A 21,491-nucleotide genomic window follows, 5' to 3' on the forward strand; every position below is an offset into this window, starting at 1 on the left:
TGTGGCTTATCCGGAGGCGCTCTTCCTAGATAACGACGCAGCCGAGGCAAAACTTAGTGGACCATGAAACATCAGAGCCACCTTTAATAGAAAAGCGTACAAAAAACCCTTTAACCGATTGTTTTAGAGAGCGTGGTCCGAACAGCGCTACGCCCTGGCTCAGCAAGAATTCAGTTAATCCGAGGTCATGCTGCCGGCAACTACACACCGCAACGTTTTGACACAGCAATCTAACGACAGCCTTTAGCGCATTCGCTAGGATAAGCGCCCACACCGTGCGAACGGGGCCTCCCGCCGCCGCGACCCTTTTGGTAACCCAGAGTGCTATGCGACATTTTCTCTTTCCCGACCGCCCCTTGTCCCGTCGTGTCATCACGACCCTGCACGGCCTGTTGCAACTGGCCATTCTTGGCTACGGCGCCTATTGGCTGTGGCTTGGCGGCCTGCATCAGGAGCTTTTGCGCTGGGGCACCGGCGTCGGTGCCATGCTGTGTGCGATGATCGTTTTGCGCCTTATGGCCGAGCTGTGGCTGCTGCCGCATTACCTGAAGGCGCAGGTCATCGCGATGTCCGGCCGGGCGCCGATGATCACTCGGCCCAATGACCCGCGCACCGGCCGCCCCCCGAGTACGCATGGCACGCATGAAGACGACGGTGTGGGCGAGGCGCGCCCCTCGAAACGCAAGAAATCGGCCTCCTGAAAACGCCCGTGAATCACGGGCGAATCAGATCGGCCACATGGGTGCGGTCATGCCGCTCTTTGGATAGCCGTTCTCTAGAAAACCACTCGTTAAATAGTCGCTCTTTGGATAGCCGCTAGTTGGACAGCGCCTCCAATGATTCGAAGAACGCGAGTGCGTCAGGGTTGGCGAGCGCTTCCTTGTTCTTGACCGGGCGCCCGTGCACGACGTCGGTGACGGCAAGCTCCACCAGCTTGCCGGAGCGCGTGCGCGGCAGTTCCGGCGCCTCAAGAATGATGGACGGCACGTGCCGAGGGGTTGCGTTTTCACGAACGGTGGTGCGGATGCTCTGCGCAAGCGCCTCATCAAGCTCATGCCCTTCCTTCAGGGTCACAAACAGCACCAGACGCATATCGCCATCCCACTGCTGACCGATGCACAACGCCTCCTTGACCGCCTCGACCTTTTCGACCTGACGGTAGATTTCCGCCGTGCCGATGCGCACGCCGCCGGGTTTTAAAAGCGCATCCGAGCGCCCGTGAATGATCACGCCCCCGTTGGGCGTCAGCTCGGCGAAATCGCCGTGCGCCCAGATGTTGTCGAATTCCTCGAAGTAGGCGCCATGAAACCGTGTGCCCTCCGGGTCATTCCAGAACTTGACCGGCATGCAGGGAAAGGGCTTGCGACAGACCAGCTCGCCCTTCTCACCGACCACCGGCTCGCCCGCCTCATCGAACACAGCCACATCCATACCCAACCCCAGACACTGAAGCTCGCCGCGGTAGACGGGCTTGATCGGGCAGCTCAACGCGAAGCAGGAAACGATGTCGGTGCCCCCTGAAATTGACCCCAGCATCAGATCAGACCCAATGTCTTCATAGACGTAATCGAACGACTCGTGGGACAGCGCCGAGCCGGTCGAGAGAATGGCGCGCAGCGCCGAAAGCTCGAACTCACGGCCCGGCTTCAAACCTTCCTTTTCACAGGTGGCGATGTAGCGCGCACTGGTCCCGAACACGCTGACCTGATCCTCATCGATGATGCGCCACAGCGCATCCTTCGAGGGGTGCAGCGGCATGCCATCATAGAGCACCAGAGTCGATCCGGTTGCGAGCCCGGACACCAGCCAGTTCCACATCATCCAACCGCAGGTGGTGTAGAAAAACAGCACGTCGTCGCGGTCGAGATCGACGTGAAGACGATGCTCCTTCAAATGCTGCAACAGCGACCCGCCAGCCCCGTGCACGATGCATTTGGGCACGCCGGTGGTGCCGGAGGAATAGAGGATGTAGAGCGGGTGATCGAACGCCTGCGCCCGGAAATCGATTTCATAGGCGTCGTTTTCAAGAAACGTCTCCCAACGCACGCTCTTTTCGATGGCTTCAAGATCCGGTTCGTCCTCCAGAAAGCCGAAGACAACGGTCGTCACCACGCTTTCGAGCTGCGCGCTCACCTTGCCAAGCCGCTCGCGGATGTCGATTGCCTTGCCGCCCCAGCTGTAGCCATCGCAGGCAATCAGCACCTTGGGCTCGATCTGGCTGAACCGGTCGAGAATGCCGGCCTCGCCGAAATCCGGCGAACACGACGACCAGATCGCGCCGAGACTTGCCGAGGCCAGAAGCCCGATTACGGCATGCTTGCTGTTGGGCACGATACCCGCCACCCGATCCCCCGCAGTGACGCCGGCCGCTTCCAGCGCGCACACAAGCTTGGCGACCTCGTCATACAGCGCGTAATAACTGATCGATTCACGCCGGCCACGCTCGTCACGGCAGATCAGCGCCGGCGCATCGTCCCGACGCCAGAGGCAGTTGGCGGCGTAGTTGAGCCGGGCCCCCTCGAACCACGTTGCGTGCTCCATGCGCCCGTCCTGACCTTTTGGAAAGCTGAGCGTTTTGTCTGGCGCCTCAAGGGCGATCAGGTTGAAATCGCCCCAAAGCTCCGACCAGAACGTCTCGAGCTGGTCGACACTGAAGGCATGAAGCGCCGCGTAATCCTTAAGCGTAACGTCGTGGTCGCGCTCGAGCCGGCGCATCAGTGCGGTCATCTGGGACGCCGCGATACGGCCTTCGGAAGGCTGCCATAGCGGCGTCGACGAAGAATGAGCGTGGTTGGCCATCTAACGAACTCCTCAGCGAGGCCCGTGCCTCGGTATCGACATGACGGACGCCGTCCGTTCGAACGCGACATCCGGTCTACGTTCTCCACTGTAGTTTAAAACGTGCTTATTAAAAGACACTGACCCACGGCGGGCTGGGTTGCAGCCACAAGCCATGGCAAAGTACCCCTCCCACCGACCAAGCCAAGGAATTTAAATGAGGCGAGCACGCACGGGCCCGCGATGGGCGTATTTGATATTGACGCTCTGGATGGCGTTGATGTCGACCACGGCGCTTGCGGCCCTGCCGGGACAGGGCGGCGGCGACCAGACCGCCTCGGCCCAGACGCTGAATCAGTCGCTTGATGAGGTGATCAAAACGCTTGAAAACGATCAGGACCGCAAGGCCCTGCTCGACAGCCTGAAAAGCCTGCAACAGGCCAACGCCGCACGCGAAGGCGCGAGCGAGGGCGGCTCATCCGGCCTGCTGGGCGCCCTTGCCGATTCGCTCGACCAGCTCGATAACGGGGAAAACCTGAGCTTTCTCGACCGCTGGCGCGCGCAGGCGATCGAGGCCTGGAAGAACCTGAGCCAGCGGCTCACGTTCGACCTGACGGCCGGGCGAATTCTGGGGGACTTCCTGATCACGCTTGGCTGCTGGCTGGGGCTTGCCTGGGCCCTCAAATGGCTGATTCGCTTTCTGGTTCGCCATTACGAGTGGCCAATGGCACTGCCGGAAGAACCGTCGCTTCTGGCGATCACCCGATTCTTTCTGCGCCGGGCACTGCCCTGGGGCATCGCCTTTGGGGTCACACTTGGAGCAGCGTCGTTTCTGCCGACCACGCCCGGCATCACGCTCGGCATGACGGTGGCCTACATCGGGCTTGCCGGCCTTTTGTTCCGGCTGATCTGTGACATCATCTTTTCACTGTTCGGATACGGCCACCGGCGGACCGCTCAACGCATCCTGAGAAAGCGCGCGCTTGGCCGCCTGTTCTTCATTGCCGCGCTCGCCGCCATGAGCGATGCGGCCAATGCCCCCGAGCTCAGAGAACTCATGGGCGACGGCCTGGCCGGCTTCGTTTCCGAGCTGAGCAGCCTGGTCGCGGTCATCATCGCCGGCATTTTCATCATTCGATTCAAGCGTCCGATTCGCCACCTGATCCAGAACAGCGACTACCCGCTTCGCAAGAAACGAAGCCACCTGGTCGAATTTCTGTATGCGCTCGGACGCATCTGGCACATCCCGGCAACGCTGTTCGTAACCGCCCTGTTCGTGTCGAACATCACGCTAAGCGGCGATGCCCGCAACGCGTTCACCAAGGCGGTATTGACGGCGGTGGTGCTGGTGGTGGTGCTGATCAGCAACGGGCTTCTTCGCCGCGATGAGCAGCGCCGTCGCCCCGATTTCAAGCGCCGCCGCCATTCGCTGTACTGGCGGCGTCTGGTGCGCTTTGGCTATATCCTCGCGCAGCTCTTGAGTTGGGTGCTGTTTCTCGAGATCGCGCTGCGCTTCTGGGGGCACAGCCTGACCGAAACCCGCTCCCCCACCGTGCTCTGGCAGTACGTGCTCAACACGATTCTGAGCCTTGGCAGCACGCTTCTATTGGCGTGGTTCGTGTGGATCATTCTTGATACCGCGATTCAACAGGCGCTCAAGTCGACGATGAAAACCCATCGCGGCCGCCACCAGAGCACCCGCGCGCAAACCATTGCCCCACTGATCCGAAACGTGGTGTTCGTCACCATCGCGGTGATCACGCTGATCGTGATTCTGGCCAACCTGGGTGTGAACGTGACGCCGCTTCTGGCCGGTGCCGGTGTGATCGGTCTGGCGGTCGGGTTCGGGGCGCAAACGCTGGTGCAGGATTTGATTACCGGCGTCTTCATTCTGATCGAGGATACGCTTGCCATCGATGACTTCGTCGACGTTGGCGGCCATATGGGAACGGTGGAGAAACTCAGCATTCGCACCGTGCGCCTTCGTGACCTCGACGGCATCGTTCACTCGATTCCGTTCAGTCAGATCAAATCGATCCAGAACTTTTCCCGCGAGTTCGGCATCGCCCTCTTCCGCATTCGTATCCCACATCAGCTCAAGATCGACGACGCCATCAAGATGATTCAGGAAGTCGCCGACGAACTGCGACAGGACACATTCGGTCGGTTCTACATCTGGTCGCCGCTGGAGTTTCAGGGCATCGAAAGCTTCGATAACGGCGCGGCCATCCTGCGCGCGCAGTTTCGAACGTCTCCGGTCATGCAGTGGAACGTGGCCCGCGAATTCAACCTGCGCTTGAAACGCCGGATGGAGGCCGACGGCGTCGACATGGCGATGTCGCGGATGAGTGTTCAGATGGAAAGCGGTGGGCCGAACAAGGGCGCTTCGGCGATGCAGTACGCAACGCCGCTACCGGAGGAGCCGTCGCCCGGCGACGGCCCCAACTGAGCCCCCCTTAAAAACCAAAGGCCTTTGAAAGAGGCGGTCCGGCGCTCAAGACGAGCGCCGGTAACGCTCACCCGAGGTGGCGTTTCATGAACGGCGGCAGCGTCAGCGCCGCCTTGTGAAGCTCTGGCGTGTAATACTCAAGTTCAAGATGCTCGGTGCGCGCTGTTGTAGGGTCGAACGCCGTCACATCGCAGCCCTTGCCGGCCATCGTGCAGCTCCACCAGCCAGAGGGATACGTCGGCTGCGGAAACGGCAGCGTCGCAACGCTTTCAAACCCGGCTGACCCCATGTCCTCGCGCAGCGACTTGATGATGGTCTCGGTGTGATAAAGCGGTGATTCGCTTTGCTGCACCATTACGCCACCCGGCTTCAGAATGCGGTGGCAGCGCTTCAGGAAGTCGGTCTTGAAGAGCCCTTCTGCAGGCCCGACCGGGTCGGTGGAATCGATGATCAACACATCCACGCTCTCTTCGTCGCAGGCATCGACCCACTTGACGCCATCCTCGAACAGCAGCTCGGCCCGCGGGTCATCGTTGCGCTCGACCAGCGCCGGGAAGAATTGCCTGGCCGCATTGGTCACTTCTTCGTCGATGTCGATCTGGGTCACGTGCTCGACGCGCTCGTGCTTGAGCACTTCCTTGAGGGTGCCGCAGTCGCCGCCACCGATGATCACGACGCGGCGCGGCGCGCCGTGGGTCAGAAGCGCCGGATGCGTCATCATCTCGTGGTAAAGAAAATTGTCACGGTCGGTCAGCATCACACAGCCGTCGAGCACCATCAGACGACCATAGGTCTCGGTCTGATAGACCTCCAAGTGCTGATACTCCGACGTGATGTCCAGAAGCTTTTCCTGCACTTTCAACGCAATCGCACTGCCGTGGCGGTCGAAGACTTCTGTAAACCAGCCTTCGATCGGTTGATCGCTCATCATCACTCTCCTGCACGGCCCGCCATTCGGGCGCCATTCATCTCGGGCCGAACGCATCCGGCCCATTCCCGCTCGCACGATAGCGAGCCGAACACGGAAACAAAAGCACTATTGCGCGATCACGCATGCCTTGCACGGAACGACGGCTCACTGCCCCGAGAGTCGCCCTAGGTACTGAACAACCGTTGCGATAAAAAGCCCCATCACCGCCCCGAGCGTGTTGGCCAGAATATCGGCCCAATCACCGCCCATACGCCCCGGCACCAGGCACTGGGCGTATTCAATGGCAATGCCGAACGCGAACGCGACCATCAACGCCCACAGCCGGGTACGCCCGCTCAGATAGAACAACAGCGCAAGCCCGCCATAGCCGAGCGCGTGCTGAAGCTTGTCCCAGGGCAGCGCACTCGGCAGCGCCTCCCCGGGCATGAGACTGCCCACCGCGATTGCCAGACCCCAGATCAGGGCGAGCCCGGCAAACAGACGGGCATTAGTCATGGTAGCCCGGGCTCATCTCATGCAGGGCATCAATGAAGGCGTTGACGTGCTCGGGCGGGGTGAACTGGGAAATCCCGTGCCCGAGGTTGAAGACGTGGCCGTTGCCGGTGCCGAAGCTGTCGAGCACGCGCTTGACCTCGGCGCGAATTGCCGGCGGCTTGGCAAAGAGCACATTGGGGTCAAGATTGCCTTGAAGTGCCACTCGATCACCGACGCGTGCGCGGGCATCCGAAAGCTCGGTGGTCCAGTCGAGACCGAGGGCATCAGCACCGGAATCCGCGATGCGCTCGAGCCACTGACCGCCATTTTTGGTGAACAGGATGACCGGCACCCGACGACCGTCGTGCTCGCGAATCAGGTTACTGACGATTCGGGTCATATAGTCGAGCGAGAAGGCCTGATAGGCAGGCGTCGAGAGTGCCCCACCCCAGGTATCGAAGATCTGGACGACCTGGGCACCGGCACGAATCTGCGCGTTCAGATAGTCGGTCACCGCATCGGCCAGCACCGAGAGCAGGTGGTGAAGAACCTCGGGCTCGCTGTAGAGCATCGACTTGATGTGGCGGAAGTCCTTGCTGGAGCCGCCTTCGACCATATAGGTGGCAAGCGTCCAGGGACTGCCTGAAAAGCCGATCAACGGCACGCGGCCATTGAGCTCACGTCGGATCGTCGAGACCGCGTTCATGACGTAGTCGAGATCACGCTCGGCGTTCGGGGCTTCGAGCCGCTCGACACTTTTGCGGTCGCGCACCGGGTGCGAGAATTTCGGGCCTTCGCCGGTTTCGAAGTAAAGGCCGAGGCCCATGGCATCAGGAATGGTCAGAATGTCGGAAAACAGGATCGCCGCGTCGAGATCGAACCGCTCGAGCGGTTGAATGGTAACTTCACAGGCACGATCCCGATCTCGACACAGGTTCATGAAGCTGCCGACATGGCTTCGAACATCACGGTATTCAGGCAGGTAGCGGCCAGCCTGGCGCATCATCCAGACCGGCGTGCGGTCCACAGGCTGTCGCGCCAGCGCGCGCAGGAGACGATCGTTTTTAAGCGTCATTCAAAGAAACTCTATCGCGTGGGTGTGAGGCTAGTGTACTCAAGCCGCCGATATTTGACCCGAGCCTTGATCGCTTCGTCCAACTATCAACGCCATTCCAGTTCTCTATAGTCAGTGCGTCGTCATTGTACAGATTCTGTATTACTATTTTGTACAAGTTCCAAATAATTTTGACGCGCCCGACGTGCTCGCAATAGTGTAACATTCTCGAGTCCAGCCGCCGTGGACGGACCCATTCAATTCATCGAGGTTAACGTGACGATTCGCTATATTGCGGCTTCCCGCTTGCCCACCCCCTGGGCGACTTTCACCATGCACGGATTCGAAGATACCGATACCGGCAAGGACCATGTCGTACTGACCCTCGGCGACGTCGACGATGGCCAGCCCGTGCTTGCCCGGGTCCACTCGGAGTGTCTGACCGGGGACGCGCTGTTTTCCATGCGCTGTGATTGCGGCTATCAGCTGCAGGCCGCGTTGAAACGAATCGCCGAGGCTGGCCGTGGCGCCCTGCTCTATCTGCGTCAGGAAGGCCGCGGGATCGGGCTCATGAACAAGATTCGCGCCTATCAGCTTCAAGATGACGGCGCCGATACCGTTGAAGCCAATGAGGCCCTCGGGTTCGAGGCCGACATGCGCCGCTATGACATCTGCATTCCGATGCTCGAACACCTGGGGATTGCCGGGCTTCAACTGATGACCAACAATCCGCGCAAGGTCGATGGTCTCAAGCAGCAGGGCGTCAACGTGGTCGAGCGCGTGCCGATCACTGCCGGGCTCAACCCGCACAATGAGCATTACCTCAGCACCAAGGCAGGCAAGCTCGGGCACATGATGGGGCTTGAAGAGTTTACGCTGGCGGCCTCAGTGGATACCGACCGGCGACAGTAGAGTTCTGACCTTGAAGTGACATTCAGGAGCGTCGATGAGCAAGCAACCCCACAAGGACACGCAATCGACTGACCCCACCAAACCGCACCGCCTGAGCGCGCAGTTCGAGGAAGAGTACACGCGTCTTGAAGAGTGGCTAAGCAGCTCCTCACACGCGCTGGGCGCGCTTTTAAGCGTGGCCGGGCTGATCGTACTGGTGGTGCTTGCAAGCCTTGCCGCCGATATCGATCCCTGGAAGATCGTCAGCTTTTCGGTCTACGGGGCCTGCCTGATCGCGCTTTATGTCGCCTCGACCGTCTATCACTTCACCCGCCGCCCCCGCTTGAAGCGACTGTTCCAGCATCTTGATCACTGCGCGATCTATCTATTGATTGCCGGCACCTATACGCCGTTTTTGCTGGTCAACATGCGAGGCTCGGTAGGCTGGGGGCTTTTCGGCGCAGTGTGGGGGCTTGCAGCCCTCGGCATCCTGTTCAAGATCCTCTGGCCCTATCGATTCGAGGCGCTGCGCGTTGCGATCTATCTCGTCATGGGCTGGCTGATGGTGCTGTTTTCCAACCACATGACGGCCGCGCTCTCCCAAGGCGGCGTGCGTCTTCTGATTGCCGGTGGCGTGGTCTACACCGTCGGTGTCATCTTTTACGCTGTGCGGGCGATTCCTTATGGCCACGCCATCTGGCATCTGTTCGTGTTGGGCGGTAGTCTCTGCCACTTTCTGGCGATCTATTACGGCGTACTGGGGTATAGCTACCCTTCAACCTCCTGATAGGCGCGCCGTCGCACACTGATCCATAACCACAAGAAGACAAGGACACGCCTTTCATGGATACCCCACGCCATCAGACCACCATGACCGTGTTGATGACGCCCGACATGGCCAATTTTTCAGGCAAGGTTCACGGCGGTACGCTGCTCAAGTTTCTCGATCAGGTCGCCTACGCCTGCGCCAGCCGATGGGCCGGGCGCTACGTGGTCACCCTCTCCGTAGATCAGGTCATGTTCCGCCAGCCCATCCATGTCGGCGAGCTGGTAACCTTTCTGGGGGCGGTCAACTACACCGGCCGCTCCTCGATGGAAGTCGGTATCAAGGTCATCGCCGAAGACATCCACCAGCGTGTGGTGCGTCACACCAACAGCTGCTACTTCACCATGGTCGCGGTGGACGATGACGGCAAGGCCGCCGAGGTGCCGCCGATCACGCCCCAGGACGAGGTCGAGCGTCAGCGCATGGAGCTTGCCCAGAGACGCCGCGAGCTGCGCCAGGAAATGGAACAGCGCTTCCGCGACATTCGCGGCCAGTAACCACGCCCCGTTATACTCAGTCATGGCCATAAAAAAACCCGGCATTGCGCCGGGTTTTCAGGGTCCTTGCAGGGTGCGCTCAGCCAAGTCGTGCCTTGATCGACGCTTCAAGCCCGTCAGCGTCGAGCCCACACTCGATCAGAAGCTCTGCGGGCGTGCCGTGCTCGATAAATCGATCCGGAATGCCCAGCGACAAAAGCGGCGTAGATACGCCCTCTGACGCCAAAAGCTCACCGACGCCGCTGCCAGCACCGCCGCTGACCACGTTCTCCTCGACCGTGACCAGAAGCTCATGCCTACCGGCGGCATCAATCACCGCAGCGCGATCGAGCGGTTTCACGAAGCGCATGTCGATCACCGTCGCATCCAGGCGCTCGGCAACCTCGAGTGCCGGGGTCACCATGCTGCCGAACGCCAACAGCGCCACCCCCGCACCTTCTCGGAGCGTCGCCGCCCGACCGATCTCGATGGTATCGAGCGCCTCGGCAACGACCGCGCCGGGGCCAGTGCCACGCGGATAGCGCACCGCCGCCGGGCCGTCGTAGTGATAGGCCGTGGTCAGCATCTTGCGACACTCACTCTCATTGGAGGGCGCCATGATCACAAGATCCGGCACGCAGCGCAGAAACGACAGATCGAGCGCACCGTGATGGGTCGAGCCATCCTCACCAACCAGTCCGGCACGGTCGATGGCAAAGGTGACATCCAGATTCTGAACGGCCACGTCGTGCACCAGTTGATCGTAGCCGCGCTGAAGAAACGTCGAATAGATCGCAACCACGGGTTTGGCGCCTTCGCACGCCATGCCGGCCGCGAGGGTTACGGCGTGCTGTTCGGCGATCGCGACGTCGAAGTAGCGCGCCGGATAATCCTTCGAGAACTGCACCAGATCGGAGCCTTCCCGCATGGCGGGCGTGATGGCGAGAAGGCGCTCATCCACGGCCGCCATATCGCAGAGCCATCGCCCGAACACATTGCAGTACTTCTGCGGCTTGGCGGCGGGCGCCGGCTTGGCAACGCTTGCCGCCGCGGAAGACACCGGTTCCTTTTCGAGCTTGGTGATGGCGTGGTAGCCGATCGGGTCCTGCTCACCCGGTAAAAAGCCACGGCCCTTCTTGGTGACCACATGCAGAAACTGCGGCCCCTTGCGGTCCTTGAGCGCATTGAGCGTCTTGACCAGTCGCGGCAGGTCGTGCCCATCCACCGGACCGGTGTAATTGAAGCCCATCTCCTCGAAGAGTGTGGCCGGACTGACCATGCCCTTGACGTGCTCTTCGGTGCGCCGGGCGATGTCCAGCGCACCGGGCAGGTGCGACAGCACGCGCTTACTGCCCTCGCGTACGGCGATGTAGGGCTCGCTCGAAAGAATGCGCGACAGGTACGTGGCAATGCCGCCGACGTTTTCGGAAATCGACATTTCGTTGTCGTTGAGCACCACCAGCATGTTCGCGTTGACATGGCCTGCGTGCGCCAGTGCCTCGAACGCCATGCCGGCGGTCAGTGCGCCATCGCCAATGACCGCACAGACCCGGCGCGGCTGGTTCTGATTGCGCGCAGCCAGCGCCATGCCGAGTGCGGCGGAAATCGAGGTGCTCGAGTGGCCGACTCCGAAGGTGTCGAACTCGGACTCATCGCGTTTGGGAAAGGCCGCCAGCCCGTATTGCTGACGCATGGTGTGCATCACATCGCGCCGGCCGGTCAGAATCTTGTGCGGATAGGCCTGATGGCCCACGTCCCAGACGATGCGATCCTCGGGCGTATCGAGGGCGTAATGCAGGGCCGTGGTCAGTTCCACGACGCCAAGGCCCGCCCCGAAATGGCCGCCACTCACACCGACGGTATACAAAAGATAGGCCCGCAGTTCGTCGGCCAGCTGTTTGAGCTGGGTCTCTGAAAAATGGCGCAACGCTTCCGGTGAATCGATGCGATCGAGCAGAGGCGTCAACGGACGCTCGGTCGGAATGGTATCAAACTGCTTCATGGTCAAGTATCAGTGATCGCGTTCAATCATGTAGCGTGCAAGCGCCGCCAGCGGTTCGCCGGCCTCGCCAAACACAGAGAGAGAGTCAAGCGCGTCATCGAGCAGCGCTTGCGCCTTGTCACGGGCGCCATCGAGGCCCAGAAGCGCTGGGTACGTCGGCTTGTCCTTGAGCGCATCGGCCCCTTGGGTCTTGCCGATCACGGCGGTATCGCCGGTGACGTCGAGAATGTCGTCCTGAATCTGGAAGGCAAGTCCGATGGCCTGACCGTAGCGGGTCAGTGCATCGAGCCGGGGGTCCCCCGGTGCGCACTCGGCAAGCCCGCCCATGATCAGCGCCGCCTCGATCAGCGCACCGGTCTTGTGGCGGTGAATCGCCATCAGATGCTCGAGCGTGACCTTGTGGCCGACCGCGGCCAGATCCAGTGCCTGACCGCCGGCCATGCCGCGCCGACCGGACGCTTTCGCAAGCGTTTTGATCATCGCGGCGCTGTGCGGGTGGGCCTGTTCGGCCAGCACTTCGAACGCCAGCGTCTGAAGCGCGTCGCCTGCAAGAACCGCACTCGCCTCGTCAAACGCCTTGTGACAGGTTGGCTTACCCCGGCGCAGGTCGTCGTCATCCATCGCGGGCAGGTCGTCGTGCACCAATGAATAGGCGTGAATCAACTCGACGGCTGCCGCCGGCGCATCGAGCGTATCGATGTCGGCCCCGACCACCTGGCCGGCCGCGTACACGAGTACCGGCCGCAGGCGCTTGCCACTGCCGAGCACGCTGTAGCGCATTGCCTGATCGAGCCGCGCGTCCGGGCACGGGTGCGCGTCCAGATGCGCCGCCAGCACCCGCTCGATGCGGTCGCGCCCATCGCCAATCAACGTTTCAACATGCATTCATCGGCCTCCCTGCCGAGACTCGTCGGCCGAGGGGTCGGCCTGCGTGCGTTCCTTGATGGCGCTATCGCCAGGGGCGCTATCGCCTTGTTGCGTCAATGTCTGAACCTTGAGTTCGGCCTGGCTCAACCGTTCGCGCGCCGCGCGGGTCAGTCGAACGCCTTCCTCGAAGGCTTCGAGCGAGGACTCGAGACTGAGCTCCCCGGACTCGAGCCGATTCACCAGCGTTTCGAGCTCCGAAAGCGTCTCGGCAAATTCCGGCGACGCCTGATCGGGCTCGGGCGATACATCCTGTTCAGCCATGTCTTTTCTCACGCAGCACGGTCGCGATCCATCACGGACCGACGAGTTAAACATTTGTGAGCGCATTATACACACCACAACCGCGATGTCGGTGCGGCCAAGGTGAAAGAGCCTCGCCGCGCGACCTATCGACTGAACTAAAAAGCCCTATCACTGAATCACGTCTCCGTACGCGCAAGACAGCGCGCAGAGCTTGTCTCGTCGCATATGGCCGACCCGTCACGCCCGGCACACTCCCAATCCAGCCTATGATAGACTAGTGGCCGCGTCGGCCCACTGCCGCTTCGTGCCCTCATGCATCTGCACGCCCGCGGCCGCGGCCGTTCGCCTTACTCCCGTCTTACTGTTACAGGCAATCGTCGGGCTCACCGACTTCAAAGGTAGAAGCGATAATGGCTAAAACGTCCTTGGACAAGAGCAAGATCAAAGTCCTGCTGCTTGAGGGCATCCACCAATCCGCCGTGGACAACTTTCTCAATGCCGGTTACACCAACATCGAACATCTGAAGACCTCGCTGTCGGAAGAAGAATTGATCGAAAAGATCCGCGATGTGCACTTTATCGGTATTCGCTCCCGGACCCAGCTCAACGAGCGCGTGATCAACGCCGCCGACAAGCTGGCCGCCATTGGCTGCTTCTGCATCGGAACCAACCAGGTCGACCTGACCGCAGCGCTCAAGCGCGGCGTGCCGGTATTCAATGCCCCTTATTCCAACACGCGCTCCGTGGCGGAACTGGTCATCGCCCAGTCCATCATGTTGATGCGTCGCATCCCCGAAAAGAGCGCCAAGGCGCACCGGGGTGGCTGGGACAAGACCGCCAACAACTCCCACGAAGTGCGCAACAAGACGCTCGGCATCGTTGGCTACGGCAGCATCGGTTCACAGCTCTCGGTCATCGCCGAATCGCTTGGTCTGAACGTCATCTATTACGACACGGTCACCAAGCTCGGCATGGGCAATGCCAATCAGGTGGCAAGCCTTGATGAGCTCCTTGAGCGCGCCGACATCGTGACGCTGCACGTGCCGGAAACGCCTTCGACCAAGTGGATGATCGGCAAGGCACAGTTCGCCAAGATGAAAAAGAACGCGGTGTTCATCAACGCCTCCCGCGGCACCACGGTGGTGATCGAGGACCTGGCTGATGCGCTTCGCTCCGAACACCTGCTGGGTGCGGCCGTGGACGTGTTCCCGGTCGAGCCGAAAAGCAACGAGGAAGAGTTCGTCTCGCCCCTGCGCGAATTCGATAATGTCATCCTGACGCCGCACGTCGGGGGCTCCACCATGGAAGCGCAGGAAAACATCGGTACCGAAGTGGCGGAGAAACTCACCACCTACTCCGACAACGGCACCACCATCACCTCCGTTAACTTTCCGGAAGTGGCGCTGCCCTCGCACCCGAACAAGCACCGCCTGCTGCACATCCACCAGAACATCCCGGGCGTGCTGTCAAACATCAACCGCGTGCTGTCGGACAACGACATCAATGTCTCCGGTCAGTATCTGCAGACCAACACCGAGGTGGGGTATGTGGTCATCGACGTCGACAAGGCCTACAGCCAGCAGGCCCGCGACGCGATCAAGCAGGTCACCGGCACGCTGAGAACGCGCGTGCTCTACTCCGAGGCCGATTTCAGCTAAGCCCCATCGCTTAGAAGCCCGCCTCTTGTGCGGGCTTTTTTACGCAGGCGCCAACGGTCTTACATGTCCGTTTCGGTGGGCCCGTCGTCCTTGAAGCGTCATGCGCGAAAGAACACACTTCCCACCTAAGGCCAGTGTTCATGTGGCCGTGCCCGCGGCCCCTGCCGCTTCTCATTCAGGACGTTCTGCCATGCACCGCGTTGCCCTGTTCGTGTTCGATGAGTGTCAGCTTCTCGATGCATCAGGCCCGTGGCAGGTCTTTGCCACGGCCAATGAGCTGCTGCCGGCCCCGGCCTATCAGTTGATTCTGGTCGCTGAACACGAAGGGCCCGTCACGACCAACAGCGGCATGGTGCTTCACGCGACAGCCGCCCTGGGGGCAATCACCGCCGCCGATACCCTTTTGATCGCCGGTGGCTCAGGCGTGCATCGACTGTCTGAACAGGTCATCGAACGTCTTGCCACGCTTGCCGCTGCCACTGCCCGGGTCGGCTCGATCTGTACCGGCGCGTTTGCCCTTGCGCGAACGGGGCGGCTTGACGGCTACGATGTGACGACCCACTGGCGGCACGCGTCCACCCTTGCACGTCAGTTCCCCGCACTGCGTGTCCGCGAGAACGCGCTCTATCTCGAACAGAACAACACCTTCACGAGCGCTGGCATCACGGCAGGCATTGATCTGACGCTGTCGCTCATCGAGCGCGACCACGGCACGATGCTGGCCTGCCGGGTCGCCCGGGAGCTGGTGGTCTTTCTTCATCGCCCCGGCGATCAGGCTCAGTTCAGCGAAGGCCTAAACGCGCAGCTTCGAAGTCAGGGGCGGCTTCGTCGGCTGATCGACCGGATTCTCTCCACGCCCGAGAGCGACTGGCGCCCGGCTGTACTGGCCGATGAACTGTGCGTAACGCCACGTCATTTGACCCGCCTGTTCAAGCAGGCCACCGGCACCTCTCCCGGCGAGTTCGTGATTCGAGCGCGCCTGGATGCGGCGCGGCGCCTGCTGATTGATCCGGCGTTATCGATGAGCGGTATTGCCACACGCTGTGGCCTCGGCGGCGCCGAACAGCTTCGTCGTCATTTCACGCGTCACTTCGGAGTGTCGCCGTCGGTCTATCGTGCCCGGTTCGGCGCCCGTACCCCTTATTCTCATGCCTTATCGCCCAGGGAGGGCGTCGAATGATTCGCTATTCGCTTCCACCGACGGTCTGGTGGCTGTCGCTGTGTCAGGCCTTGCTGGTCAGCGGCAACATCGTGTTGGTCACCATTACCGCGCTAATCGGCGAGCGCATCGCACCAAGCGTCGGACTTGCAACCCTTCCGGTGGCGATTCAGATGCTGGGGCTGACCTCAGCGACACTGCCTGCCGGCTGGCTGACCGCTCGCCTCGGCCGCCGTGCGACCTTTGTGATCGGCAACGTCTGCGGGCTGATTGGCATCACGCTGTGCGCTCAGGCGCTGATTCAACAGGGCTTCGTGCTCTTCAATCTGGGCACGTTCCTGATTGGTGCCAGCATCGGCACCGGCATGCTGTACCGCTTCGCGGCGGTCGACGCCGCACCGACGCAGCAGCGGGCCAAGGCGCTGTCGATGGTCATGGGCGGGGGTGTGCTTGCCGCCCTGTTCGGCCCCTGGCTTGCCGTTCAGACCCACGCCCTGCTCGAAACGCCGTTTCTGGGCAGTTTCATCGGGCTTGCCCTGCTGTACGCGATCGCACTGGCGATCATAGTGTGCGTGCCGCTTAGAAACCCCGTGTCACCGACCCGCGATACGCATGGACGACGCACGCGCGACTTGATGCGATTGCCAACGCTCATGAGCGCGGTTGTGACAGGTACGCTCGGCTATACCCTGATGGTCTTGATCATGACGGCAACGCCACTTGCCATGAATCATGCCCAGTTTGATTTTTCCGACGTCGCCAACGTGATCCGCTGGCATGTGCTGGCGATGTACGCGCCATCATTCGTGACAGGGCACCTCATTCAGCGCCTTGGGTATCGCACGATGATCGCGCTTGGCGGCGTATTGCTGGCTCTGGCTGCGGCCTGTGCCCTCCAGGCGCCCAGCGCGAGCGCCTACTACGCGGGGCTGATTCTTTTGGGCCTTGGCTGGAACTTCACCTTCGTCACCGCCAGCGCCTGGCTCACCACCACCTATCGTCCCGAGGAGGCGCCGCGCGCCCAGGCCCTCAACGACTGCCTGGTGTTTTCAGGAAGCACCCTGGCCTCGCTGGCGGCAGGGCCTGTCAATGACGCGCTCGGCTGGATGGCAATGAACCTGGTCACGCTGCCGCTCTGCGGGCTCATCGTGGTGCTGGTGCTTCGTCGTCACTCGGCGCGCACGCCAAAATCGAGTGGGGCCTGACGAAGGGCACGCGGGCGACTAGGGTTAGTCGGACACGTTCCATACAACGACTTCAGGGAGAGACATCATGAAGATCGAGCTCAACGGCAAGCGCGCCATCGTCACAGGCTCCACCGCCGGCATCGGCTACGCCATCGCCTGTGGGCTTGCAAGAGCCGGCGCCGAGGTCACACTGACCGGGCGAACCCAGTCGCGCGTCGACCAGGCCATCGATGCCCTGCGCAAGGAGACCAGCGCTCAGATATCGGGCGTGGCCGCGGACCTTGGCACCAGGGCTGGCTGCGACGCCCTGATCGAGGCGCGGCCCGAGACCGACATCCTGATCAACAACGTCGGCATCTTCGGCCCGAAGGATTTTTTCGAGACCGATGACGCCACCTGGCAGAACTTCTTTGACGTCAACATCATGAGTGGCGTGCGCCTGTCGCGGCACTACGCACAGGGCATGAAAGCACGTGACTGGGGCCGCATTCAGTTTCTGTCCAGCGAGTCCGCGCTCAACATCCCCTCCGAAATGGTGCATTACGGCATGACCAAATCGGCCGTGCAGTCCATTTCACGCGGTCTCGCGAAGGTGCTTGCCGGCACCAACGTAACCGTCAACGCAATCCTGCCGGGGCCAACACGCTCCGAGGGCGTGGTCGACATGTTGACCGCAATGGCTGATGAACAGGGCGAGTCGCTTGCGGATATCGAGGCGCGGTTTGTTGCCGAAAACCGGCCCTCCTCCATCATCCAGCGACTGGCAACACCCGAGGAAGTGGCCAACATGTGCGTGTACGCCGCCTCCGAGCAGGCAAGCGCCACTACCGGTGCCGCCCTCAGGGTGGAAGGCGGCATCGTCGATACCATGGCCTGAGGCAGGTGCGGCCAAACGTATAAAAAACCGGCCCTTGGCCGGTTTTTTATTAGTAGAACGTGTCGTGTTCACGCTCATGGAGGTCGCTTCCAGAAAAGCCCCAGCAGTGAAGTGCGTAAGACTGAGTTAACTTCCAATAACAATGATTCAAGGCGCACGATGAGGCGCCTTACAACCAGGAGCCTTAATGGTCTCTACTACCCCTGCTCAGATCGCTGCACGACTGGAGCGTTTGCCGCTGTCACGCGTGCAACACGGCATGTTCGGTATCATCGCGCTGGCGTTTTTCTTCGACTCGATGGACCTGGCAATGATGACGTTCCTGCTGGGCTCGATCAAAAGCGAGTTTCAACTCTCCTCCACCATGACCGGCCTTCTGGCCAGCACGAGTTTTGTCGGTATGGCGCTTGGCGCCGCGCTTTCGGGGCTACTCGCCGACCGATTCGGACGAAAACCCATCTTTCAAATCAGCATCGTGGTCTGGGGACTTGCAAGCCTCAGCTGTGCCCTGTCGCCCTCGGTCGAATGGCTGATGATCAGCCGCATCATCCTTGGGTTCGGCATGGGCATGGAATTCCCGATCGCCCAATCGATGCTGACCGAATTGATCCCGGCGCAAAAACGCGGACGCTACATGGCGCTGCTCGACGGGTTCTGGCCCATCGGGTTCATCACCGCAGGGCTTCTGGCCTGGGGGCTACTGCCAATTATTGGCTGGCGCGGCATCTTTCTGGCCCTTGCCCTTCCGGCCCTGATCGTTCTGGTCGTGCGTCGCAAGTTGCCTGAATCGCCTCGCTGGCTGGCCGAACACGGCAAGATGGCCGAGGCCGAATGCGTGGTCGATGGCCTCGAGCATCAGGTGCGTGAAGCGCTCAATCTCAAGGAGCTGCCTGAACCGGCGCCAGGCAGTGCCGCGGTCAGCCAGCGCTCTCCGTCGTTCTGGGAGGCGTTCAGAACGCTCTGGGGCGATCAGTACCGTGGACGTACCGGCATGGTTTGGGGGCTGTGGTTCTTCGCCCTGCTGGGCTTTTACGGGCTGACCAGTTGGCTCAGCGCCCTGCTGCAGGACTCCGGCTACAGCATCGTCGGCGCGGTTTCCTACACAGTAATGATCTCGCTCGGCGGTATCCCGGGCTTTCTGTCGATGGCGTGGCTTTTGGACAAGTGGGGTCGCAAACCCTGCTGCCTCGTTACGCTGGTGGGTTCGGCGTGCATGGTCTGGGTCTACGGTCAGTGCGCCTCCAATGGCGTTGACCTGATGTGGCTTCTGGCCAGCGGCTTTGTCATGCAGTTCTTTCTGTTTGGCATGTGGGCGGTGCTCTACACCTGGACGCCGGAACTCTACCCGACCAGCGCCCGCGCAACCGGGTCAGGCATGGCCTCGGCCATTGGCCGAGTGGGCTCGCTGATCGGGCCGACCGTGGTCGGACTGGTCATTCCGATTGCAGGTCAGGCCGGCGCCTTCACGCTCGGTGCCGGCTGTTTCCTGACCGCCGGCGCCATCGTGTTGCTGTGGGGCAAGGAAACTCGAGGGCACTCGCTTGAAAGCATCTCAGCCCATTAGCCGGGATTTTCAAACCGTGAAAAAAACATTATCTTTAATTATATTCAATGCGTTACCCTCATGAAGCAAGGGAATTGAGCGATTAGATGTTCATGGCCGGTTTGAAACCAAGACAGCCGCGGTGTCTTTTCAGACCGGTCGTTTCGGGAAATCGTCGAGCACGCGAAAGTGCCCTGAAGGTGATCATCCAGGCACGACGCTTTAGGTGAGCAAGGCACTTTCGCGTCTGGCGGCTAAGCAGTGATCCAACAACAACGGAGAGTACTCTGTGGCTAATAACGATTCCGACAATACTCAAAACAATGGGGTAACGCCTCCCCAGGAGGGTGTACCCGCCCCCGACGGCAAGGTGAACCTGATCGATACCGACTACAAGATCGGTCAGGACAACCTCAAGACCAACGGGTTCGTCAGTCTGGACATGCACGCCAAGGTCTTCGGCATCTCCGGTCTTCTCACCATCGTCTTCGTTGTTCTGACCCTGGCGTTTCAGGATCAGGTTGGTCCGATGTTCGAGGACTCTCGCTCCTGGCTGACCTCCAATCTCTCCTGGTTCTTCTTGATTTCCGGCAACATCTTTGTTGTCTTGAGCATCGTGCTCATCTTCACGCCTCTGGGCAAGATTCGACTCGGTGGCTCCGATGCCAAGCCGGATCACTCCTATCTGGGCTGGTTCTCGATGCTGTTCGCGGCCGGTATGGGTATCGGCCTGATGTTCTACGGCGTCTCCGAGCCGATCTCGCACTTCACCTCCGCGCAGTCCGGCGGCGAATGGTCACCGCTTGGTGCGATGATTTCCGACCCCGACAAGGCCGCAAGCGCCGGCATGGCCGCGACCATCTTCCACTGGGGCCTGCACCCGTGGGCGATCTACGCCATCGTCGCTCTTGCGCTTGCGCTGTTTTCCTTCAACAAGGGCCTGCCCCTGACCATGCGCTCGATTCTCTACCCGGTTCTGGGTGAGCGCGTCTGGGGCTGGCCAGGCCACATCGTCGACATTCTGGCGGTGTTCTCGACCCTATTCGGCTTGGCAACGTCGCTGGGCCTCGGTGCCGAGCAGGCAACAGCCGGTCTTCACTTCCTGTTCGGGCTGCCCAATACCGACACCACCAAGATCATTCTGATCTGTGCGATCACCTGTATCGCGCTTTGCTCGGTCGTTGCCGGCCTGGATGGTGGCGTGAAGCGCCTGTCCGAAATCAACATGCTGCTCGCGGTTCTGCTGCTTTTGTTCGTGCTGTTCACCGGCCCGACCATGGAGCTTTTCAGCGGTTTCTTTACCAACCTCGTCGAGTACGGCAAGGATCTGCCTGGCCTGTCCAACCCGTTCGGACGTGAAGACACCGGCTTCATGGAAGGCTGGACTGCCTTCTACTGGGCGTGGTGGATCAGCTGGTCCCCGTTCGTTGGCATGTTCATCGCCCGTGTCAGCCGCGGCCGTACCGTGCGCGAATTCCTGACTGCTGTACTGATCGTTCCGACCATCATCAGCATCCTGTGGATGACCGTCTTCGGTGGCACAGCTATCGAGCAGGTTGCAAGCGGCCTCAACGCGGTTGCCGATGCAACGCTTGAGCTGAAACTGTTCGTCATGCTTCAGGATCTGCCGCTGACCACGATCACCTCGCTGATCGGTATCACGCTGGTCATCGTGTTCTTCGTGACCTCGTCTGACTCCGGCTCGCTGGTCATCGACTCCATCACCGCCGGTGGCAAGCTCGATGCGCCCGTGATTCAGCGTATCTTCTGGGCGGTTATCGAAGGCGCTGTCGCCATTGCCCTGCTGCTGGGTGGTGGTCTGACCGCACTTCAGGCCGCGGTGGTCTCTACCGGCTTCCCGTTCACGATCATTCTGCTGATCGCGTGTGTTGCGATCGTCAAGGGTCTTCGCTCGGAGCCAAAGGCCGTCTGATCACGGACAGCCATGCACTAAAAAAGGCGACCGCAAGGTCGCCTTTTTTATTTCCGTTTACCGCCTGAAAAACGCCCGATCCA

The 21,491-nt window shown here is 61.0% G+C and carries 18 protein-coding genes; 11 read left to right on the plus strand and 7 right to left on the minus strand.

Annotated features, from left to right (window positions below; all coding sequences use genetic code 11):
* The first annotated feature begins 326 nt into the window (after positions 1-326).
* Complete coding sequence (locus NAT49_RS08260; RefSeq protein WP_251593118.1) at positions 327-701, plus strand: hypothetical protein; 375 nt, start codon at positions 327-329, stop codon at positions 699-701.
* Positions 702-816: 115 nt separating this feature from the next.
* Here the strand turns inward: NAT49_RS08260 and NAT49_RS08265 are convergent, their stop codons facing one another.
* Complete coding sequence (locus NAT49_RS08265; RefSeq protein WP_251593119.1) at positions 817-2,799, minus strand: acetoacetate--CoA ligase; 1,983 nt, start codon at positions 2,797-2,799, stop codon at positions 817-819.
* 196 nt (positions 2,800-2,995) lie between these two features.
* On the opposite strand from NAT49_RS08265, the gene NAT49_RS08270 reads away from it, so the two are divergent.
* Positions 2,996-5,227, plus strand: a complete 2,232-nt coding sequence (locus NAT49_RS08270; protein ID WP_251593120.1) for a mechanosensitive ion channel family protein — start codon at positions 2,996-2,998, stop codon at positions 5,225-5,227.
* 67 nt (positions 5,228-5,294) lie between these two features.
* On the opposite strand, the gene speE is transcribed toward NAT49_RS08270, so the two are convergent.
* The 3 genes from speE to hemE form a co-directional block, all read right to left on the minus strand.
* A complete protein-coding gene (gene speE / locus NAT49_RS08275; protein ID WP_251593121.1) occupies positions 5,295-6,155 on the minus strand; it encodes a polyamine aminopropyltransferase in 861 nt (286 codons plus the stop codon).
* A gap of 147 nt (positions 6,156-6,302) precedes the next feature.
* Complete coding sequence (locus NAT49_RS08280; protein ID WP_251593122.1) at positions 6,303-6,653, minus strand: VanZ family protein; 351 nt, start codon at positions 6,651-6,653, stop codon at positions 6,303-6,305.
* Complete coding sequence (hemE, locus tag NAT49_RS08285; RefSeq protein ID WP_251593123.1) at positions 6,646-7,707, minus strand: uroporphyrinogen decarboxylase; 1,062 nt, start codon at positions 7,705-7,707, stop codon at positions 6,646-6,648. The genes NAT49_RS08280 and hemE overlap by 8 nt, the downstream gene beginning before the upstream one ends.
* Positions 7,708-7,962: 255 nt before the next feature.
* Here hemE and ribA point away from each other — a divergent pair, with 255 nt between their 5' ends.
* Genes ribA through NAT49_RS08300 form a run of 3 tightly spaced genes read left to right on the plus strand, consistent with a single transcriptional unit; the run spans position 7,963 to position 9,900 of the window.
* Complete coding sequence (gene ribA, locus NAT49_RS08290) at positions 7,963-8,598, plus strand: GTP cyclohydrolase II (protein ID WP_251593125.1); 636 nt, start codon at positions 7,963-7,965, stop codon at positions 8,596-8,598.
* A gap of 34 nt (positions 8,599-8,632) precedes the next feature.
* The gene (trhA, locus tag NAT49_RS08295; protein ID WP_251593127.1) at positions 8,633-9,364 is read left to right on the plus strand and encodes a PAQR family membrane homeostasis protein TrhA; all 732 of its coding nucleotides are present in this window, start codon (positions 8,633-8,635) and stop codon (positions 9,362-9,364) included.
* A gap of 56 nt (positions 9,365-9,420) precedes the next feature.
* Positions 9,421-9,900 carry an acyl-CoA thioesterase gene (locus NAT49_RS08300; protein ID WP_251593129.1) on the plus strand — a complete coding sequence of 160 codons (480 nt, stop codon included), beginning with the start codon at positions 9,421-9,423 and terminating at the stop codon, positions 9,898-9,900.
* 79 nt (positions 9,901-9,979) lie between these two features.
* Here the strand turns inward: NAT49_RS08300 and dxs are convergent, their stop codons facing one another.
* Genes dxs through NAT49_RS08315 form a run of 3 tightly spaced genes read right to left on the minus strand, consistent with a single transcriptional unit; the run spans position 9,980 to position 13,069 of the window.
* Positions 9,980-11,881 (minus strand): 1-deoxy-D-xylulose-5-phosphate synthase, encoded by a 1,902-nt coding sequence (gene dxs, locus NAT49_RS08305; RefSeq protein WP_251593131.1) that lies wholly within the window; start codon positions 11,879-11,881, stop codon positions 9,980-9,982.
* A 9-nt stretch (positions 11,882-11,890) separates the two neighbouring features.
* Positions 11,891-12,766, minus strand: a complete 876-nt coding sequence (ispA, locus tag NAT49_RS08310) for a (2E,6E)-farnesyl diphosphate synthase (RefSeq protein WP_251593133.1) — start codon at positions 12,764-12,766, stop codon at positions 11,891-11,893.
* On the minus strand, positions 12,767-13,069 hold the full coding sequence (locus NAT49_RS08315) for an exodeoxyribonuclease VII small subunit (RefSeq protein WP_251593136.1): 303 nt from the start codon (positions 13,067-13,069) through the stop codon (positions 12,767-12,769).
* A 392-nt stretch (positions 13,070-13,461) separates the two neighbouring features.
* On the opposite strand from NAT49_RS08315, the gene serA reads away from it, so the two are divergent.
* The 6 genes from serA (at position 13,462) to NAT49_RS08345 (ending at position 21,408) form a co-directional block, all read left to right on the plus strand.
* Entirely contained in the window at positions 13,462-14,709 is a 1,248-nt protein-coding gene (gene serA, locus NAT49_RS08320; RefSeq protein WP_251593138.1) for a phosphoglycerate dehydrogenase, read from the plus strand.
* A gap of 190 nt (positions 14,710-14,899) precedes the next feature.
* The gene (locus NAT49_RS08325) at positions 14,900-15,889 is read left to right on the plus strand and encodes a GlxA family transcriptional regulator (RefSeq protein ID WP_251593140.1); all 990 of its coding nucleotides are present in this window, start codon (positions 14,900-14,902) and stop codon (positions 15,887-15,889) included.
* On the plus strand, positions 15,886-17,073 hold the full coding sequence (locus tag NAT49_RS08330) for an MFS transporter (protein WP_251593141.1): 1,188 nt from the start codon (positions 15,886-15,888) through the stop codon (positions 17,071-17,073). Before NAT49_RS08325 ends, NAT49_RS08330 begins: the two co-directional genes overlap by 4 nt.
* 67 nt (positions 17,074-17,140) lie before the next feature.
* Positions 17,141-17,932, plus strand: a complete 792-nt coding sequence (locus NAT49_RS08335) for an SDR family NAD(P)-dependent oxidoreductase (protein ID WP_251593142.1) — start codon at positions 17,141-17,143, stop codon at positions 17,930-17,932.
* Between the two features lie 187 nt (positions 17,933-18,119).
* Positions 18,120-19,496: an MFS transporter gene (locus tag NAT49_RS08340; RefSeq protein WP_251593143.1), complete on the plus strand. Its 1,377-nt coding sequence runs from the start codon at positions 18,120-18,122 to the stop codon at positions 19,494-19,496.
* A gap of 268 nt (positions 19,497-19,764) precedes the next feature.
* Positions 19,765-21,408, plus strand: a complete 1,644-nt coding sequence (locus NAT49_RS08345) for a BCCT family transporter (RefSeq protein WP_251593144.1) — start codon at positions 19,765-19,767, stop codon at positions 21,406-21,408.
* Positions 21,409-21,491: the final 83 nt, after the last annotated feature.

It is taken from the genome of Larsenimonas suaedae (assembly GCF_023712105.1).
In the GTDB taxonomy this organism is placed as follows: Bacteria; Pseudomonadota; Gammaproteobacteria; order Pseudomonadales; family Halomonadaceae; genus Larsenimonas; species Larsenimonas suaedae.

Coding starts and splice junctions, on each gene's coding strand:
- serA (WP_251593138.1), top strand. CDS start 13,462: ATGGCTAAAACGTCCTTGGACAAGAGCAAGATCAAAGTCCTGCTGCTT.
- NAT49_RS08340 (WP_251593143.1), top strand. CDS start 18,120: ATGGTCTCTACTACCCCTGCTCAGATCGCTGCACGACTGGAGCGTTTG.
- NAT49_RS08330 (WP_251593141.1), top strand. CDS start 15,886: ATGATTCGCTATTCGCTTCCACCGACGGTCTGGTGGCTGTCGCTGTGT.
- hemE (WP_251593123.1), bottom strand. CDS start 7,707: ATGACGCTTAAAAACGATCGTCTCCTGCGCGCGCTGGCGCGACAGCCT.
- NAT49_RS08315 (WP_251593136.1), bottom strand. CDS start 13,069: ATGGCTGAACAGGATGTATCGCCCGAGCCCGATCAGGCGTCGCCGGAA.
- NAT49_RS08325 (WP_251593140.1), top strand. CDS start 14,900: ATGCACCGCGTTGCCCTGTTCGTGTTCGATGAGTGTCAGCTTCTCGAT.
- dxs (WP_251593131.1), bottom strand. CDS start 11,881: ATGAAGCAGTTTGATACCATTCCGACCGAGCGTCCGTTGACGCCTCTG.
- NAT49_RS08270 (WP_251593120.1), top strand. CDS start 2,996: ATGAGGCGAGCACGCACGGGCCCGCGATGGGCGTATTTGATATTGACG.
- NAT49_RS08280 (WP_251593122.1), bottom strand. CDS start 6,653: ATGACTAATGCCCGTCTGTTTGCCGGGCTCGCCCTGATCTGGGGTCTG.
- NAT49_RS08300 (WP_251593129.1), top strand. CDS start 9,421: ATGGATACCCCACGCCATCAGACCACCATGACCGTGTTGATGACGCCC.
- NAT49_RS08260 (WP_251593118.1), top strand. CDS start 327: ATGCGACATTTTCTCTTTCCCGACCGCCCCTTGTCCCGTCGTGTCATC.
- speE (WP_251593121.1), bottom strand. CDS start 6,155: ATGAGCGATCAACCGATCGAAGGCTGGTTTACAGAAGTCTTCGACCGC.
- NAT49_RS08335 (WP_251593142.1), top strand. CDS start 17,141: ATGAAGATCGAGCTCAACGGCAAGCGCGCCATCGTCACAGGCTCCACC.
- trhA (WP_251593127.1), top strand. CDS start 8,633: ATGAGCAAGCAACCCCACAAGGACACGCAATCGACTGACCCCACCAAA.
- ispA (WP_251593133.1), bottom strand. CDS start 12,766: ATGCATGTTGAAACGTTGATTGGCGATGGGCGCGACCGCATCGAGCGG.
- NAT49_RS08265 (WP_251593119.1), bottom strand. CDS start 2,799: ATGGCCAACCACGCTCATTCTTCGTCGACGCCGCTATGGCAGCCTTCC.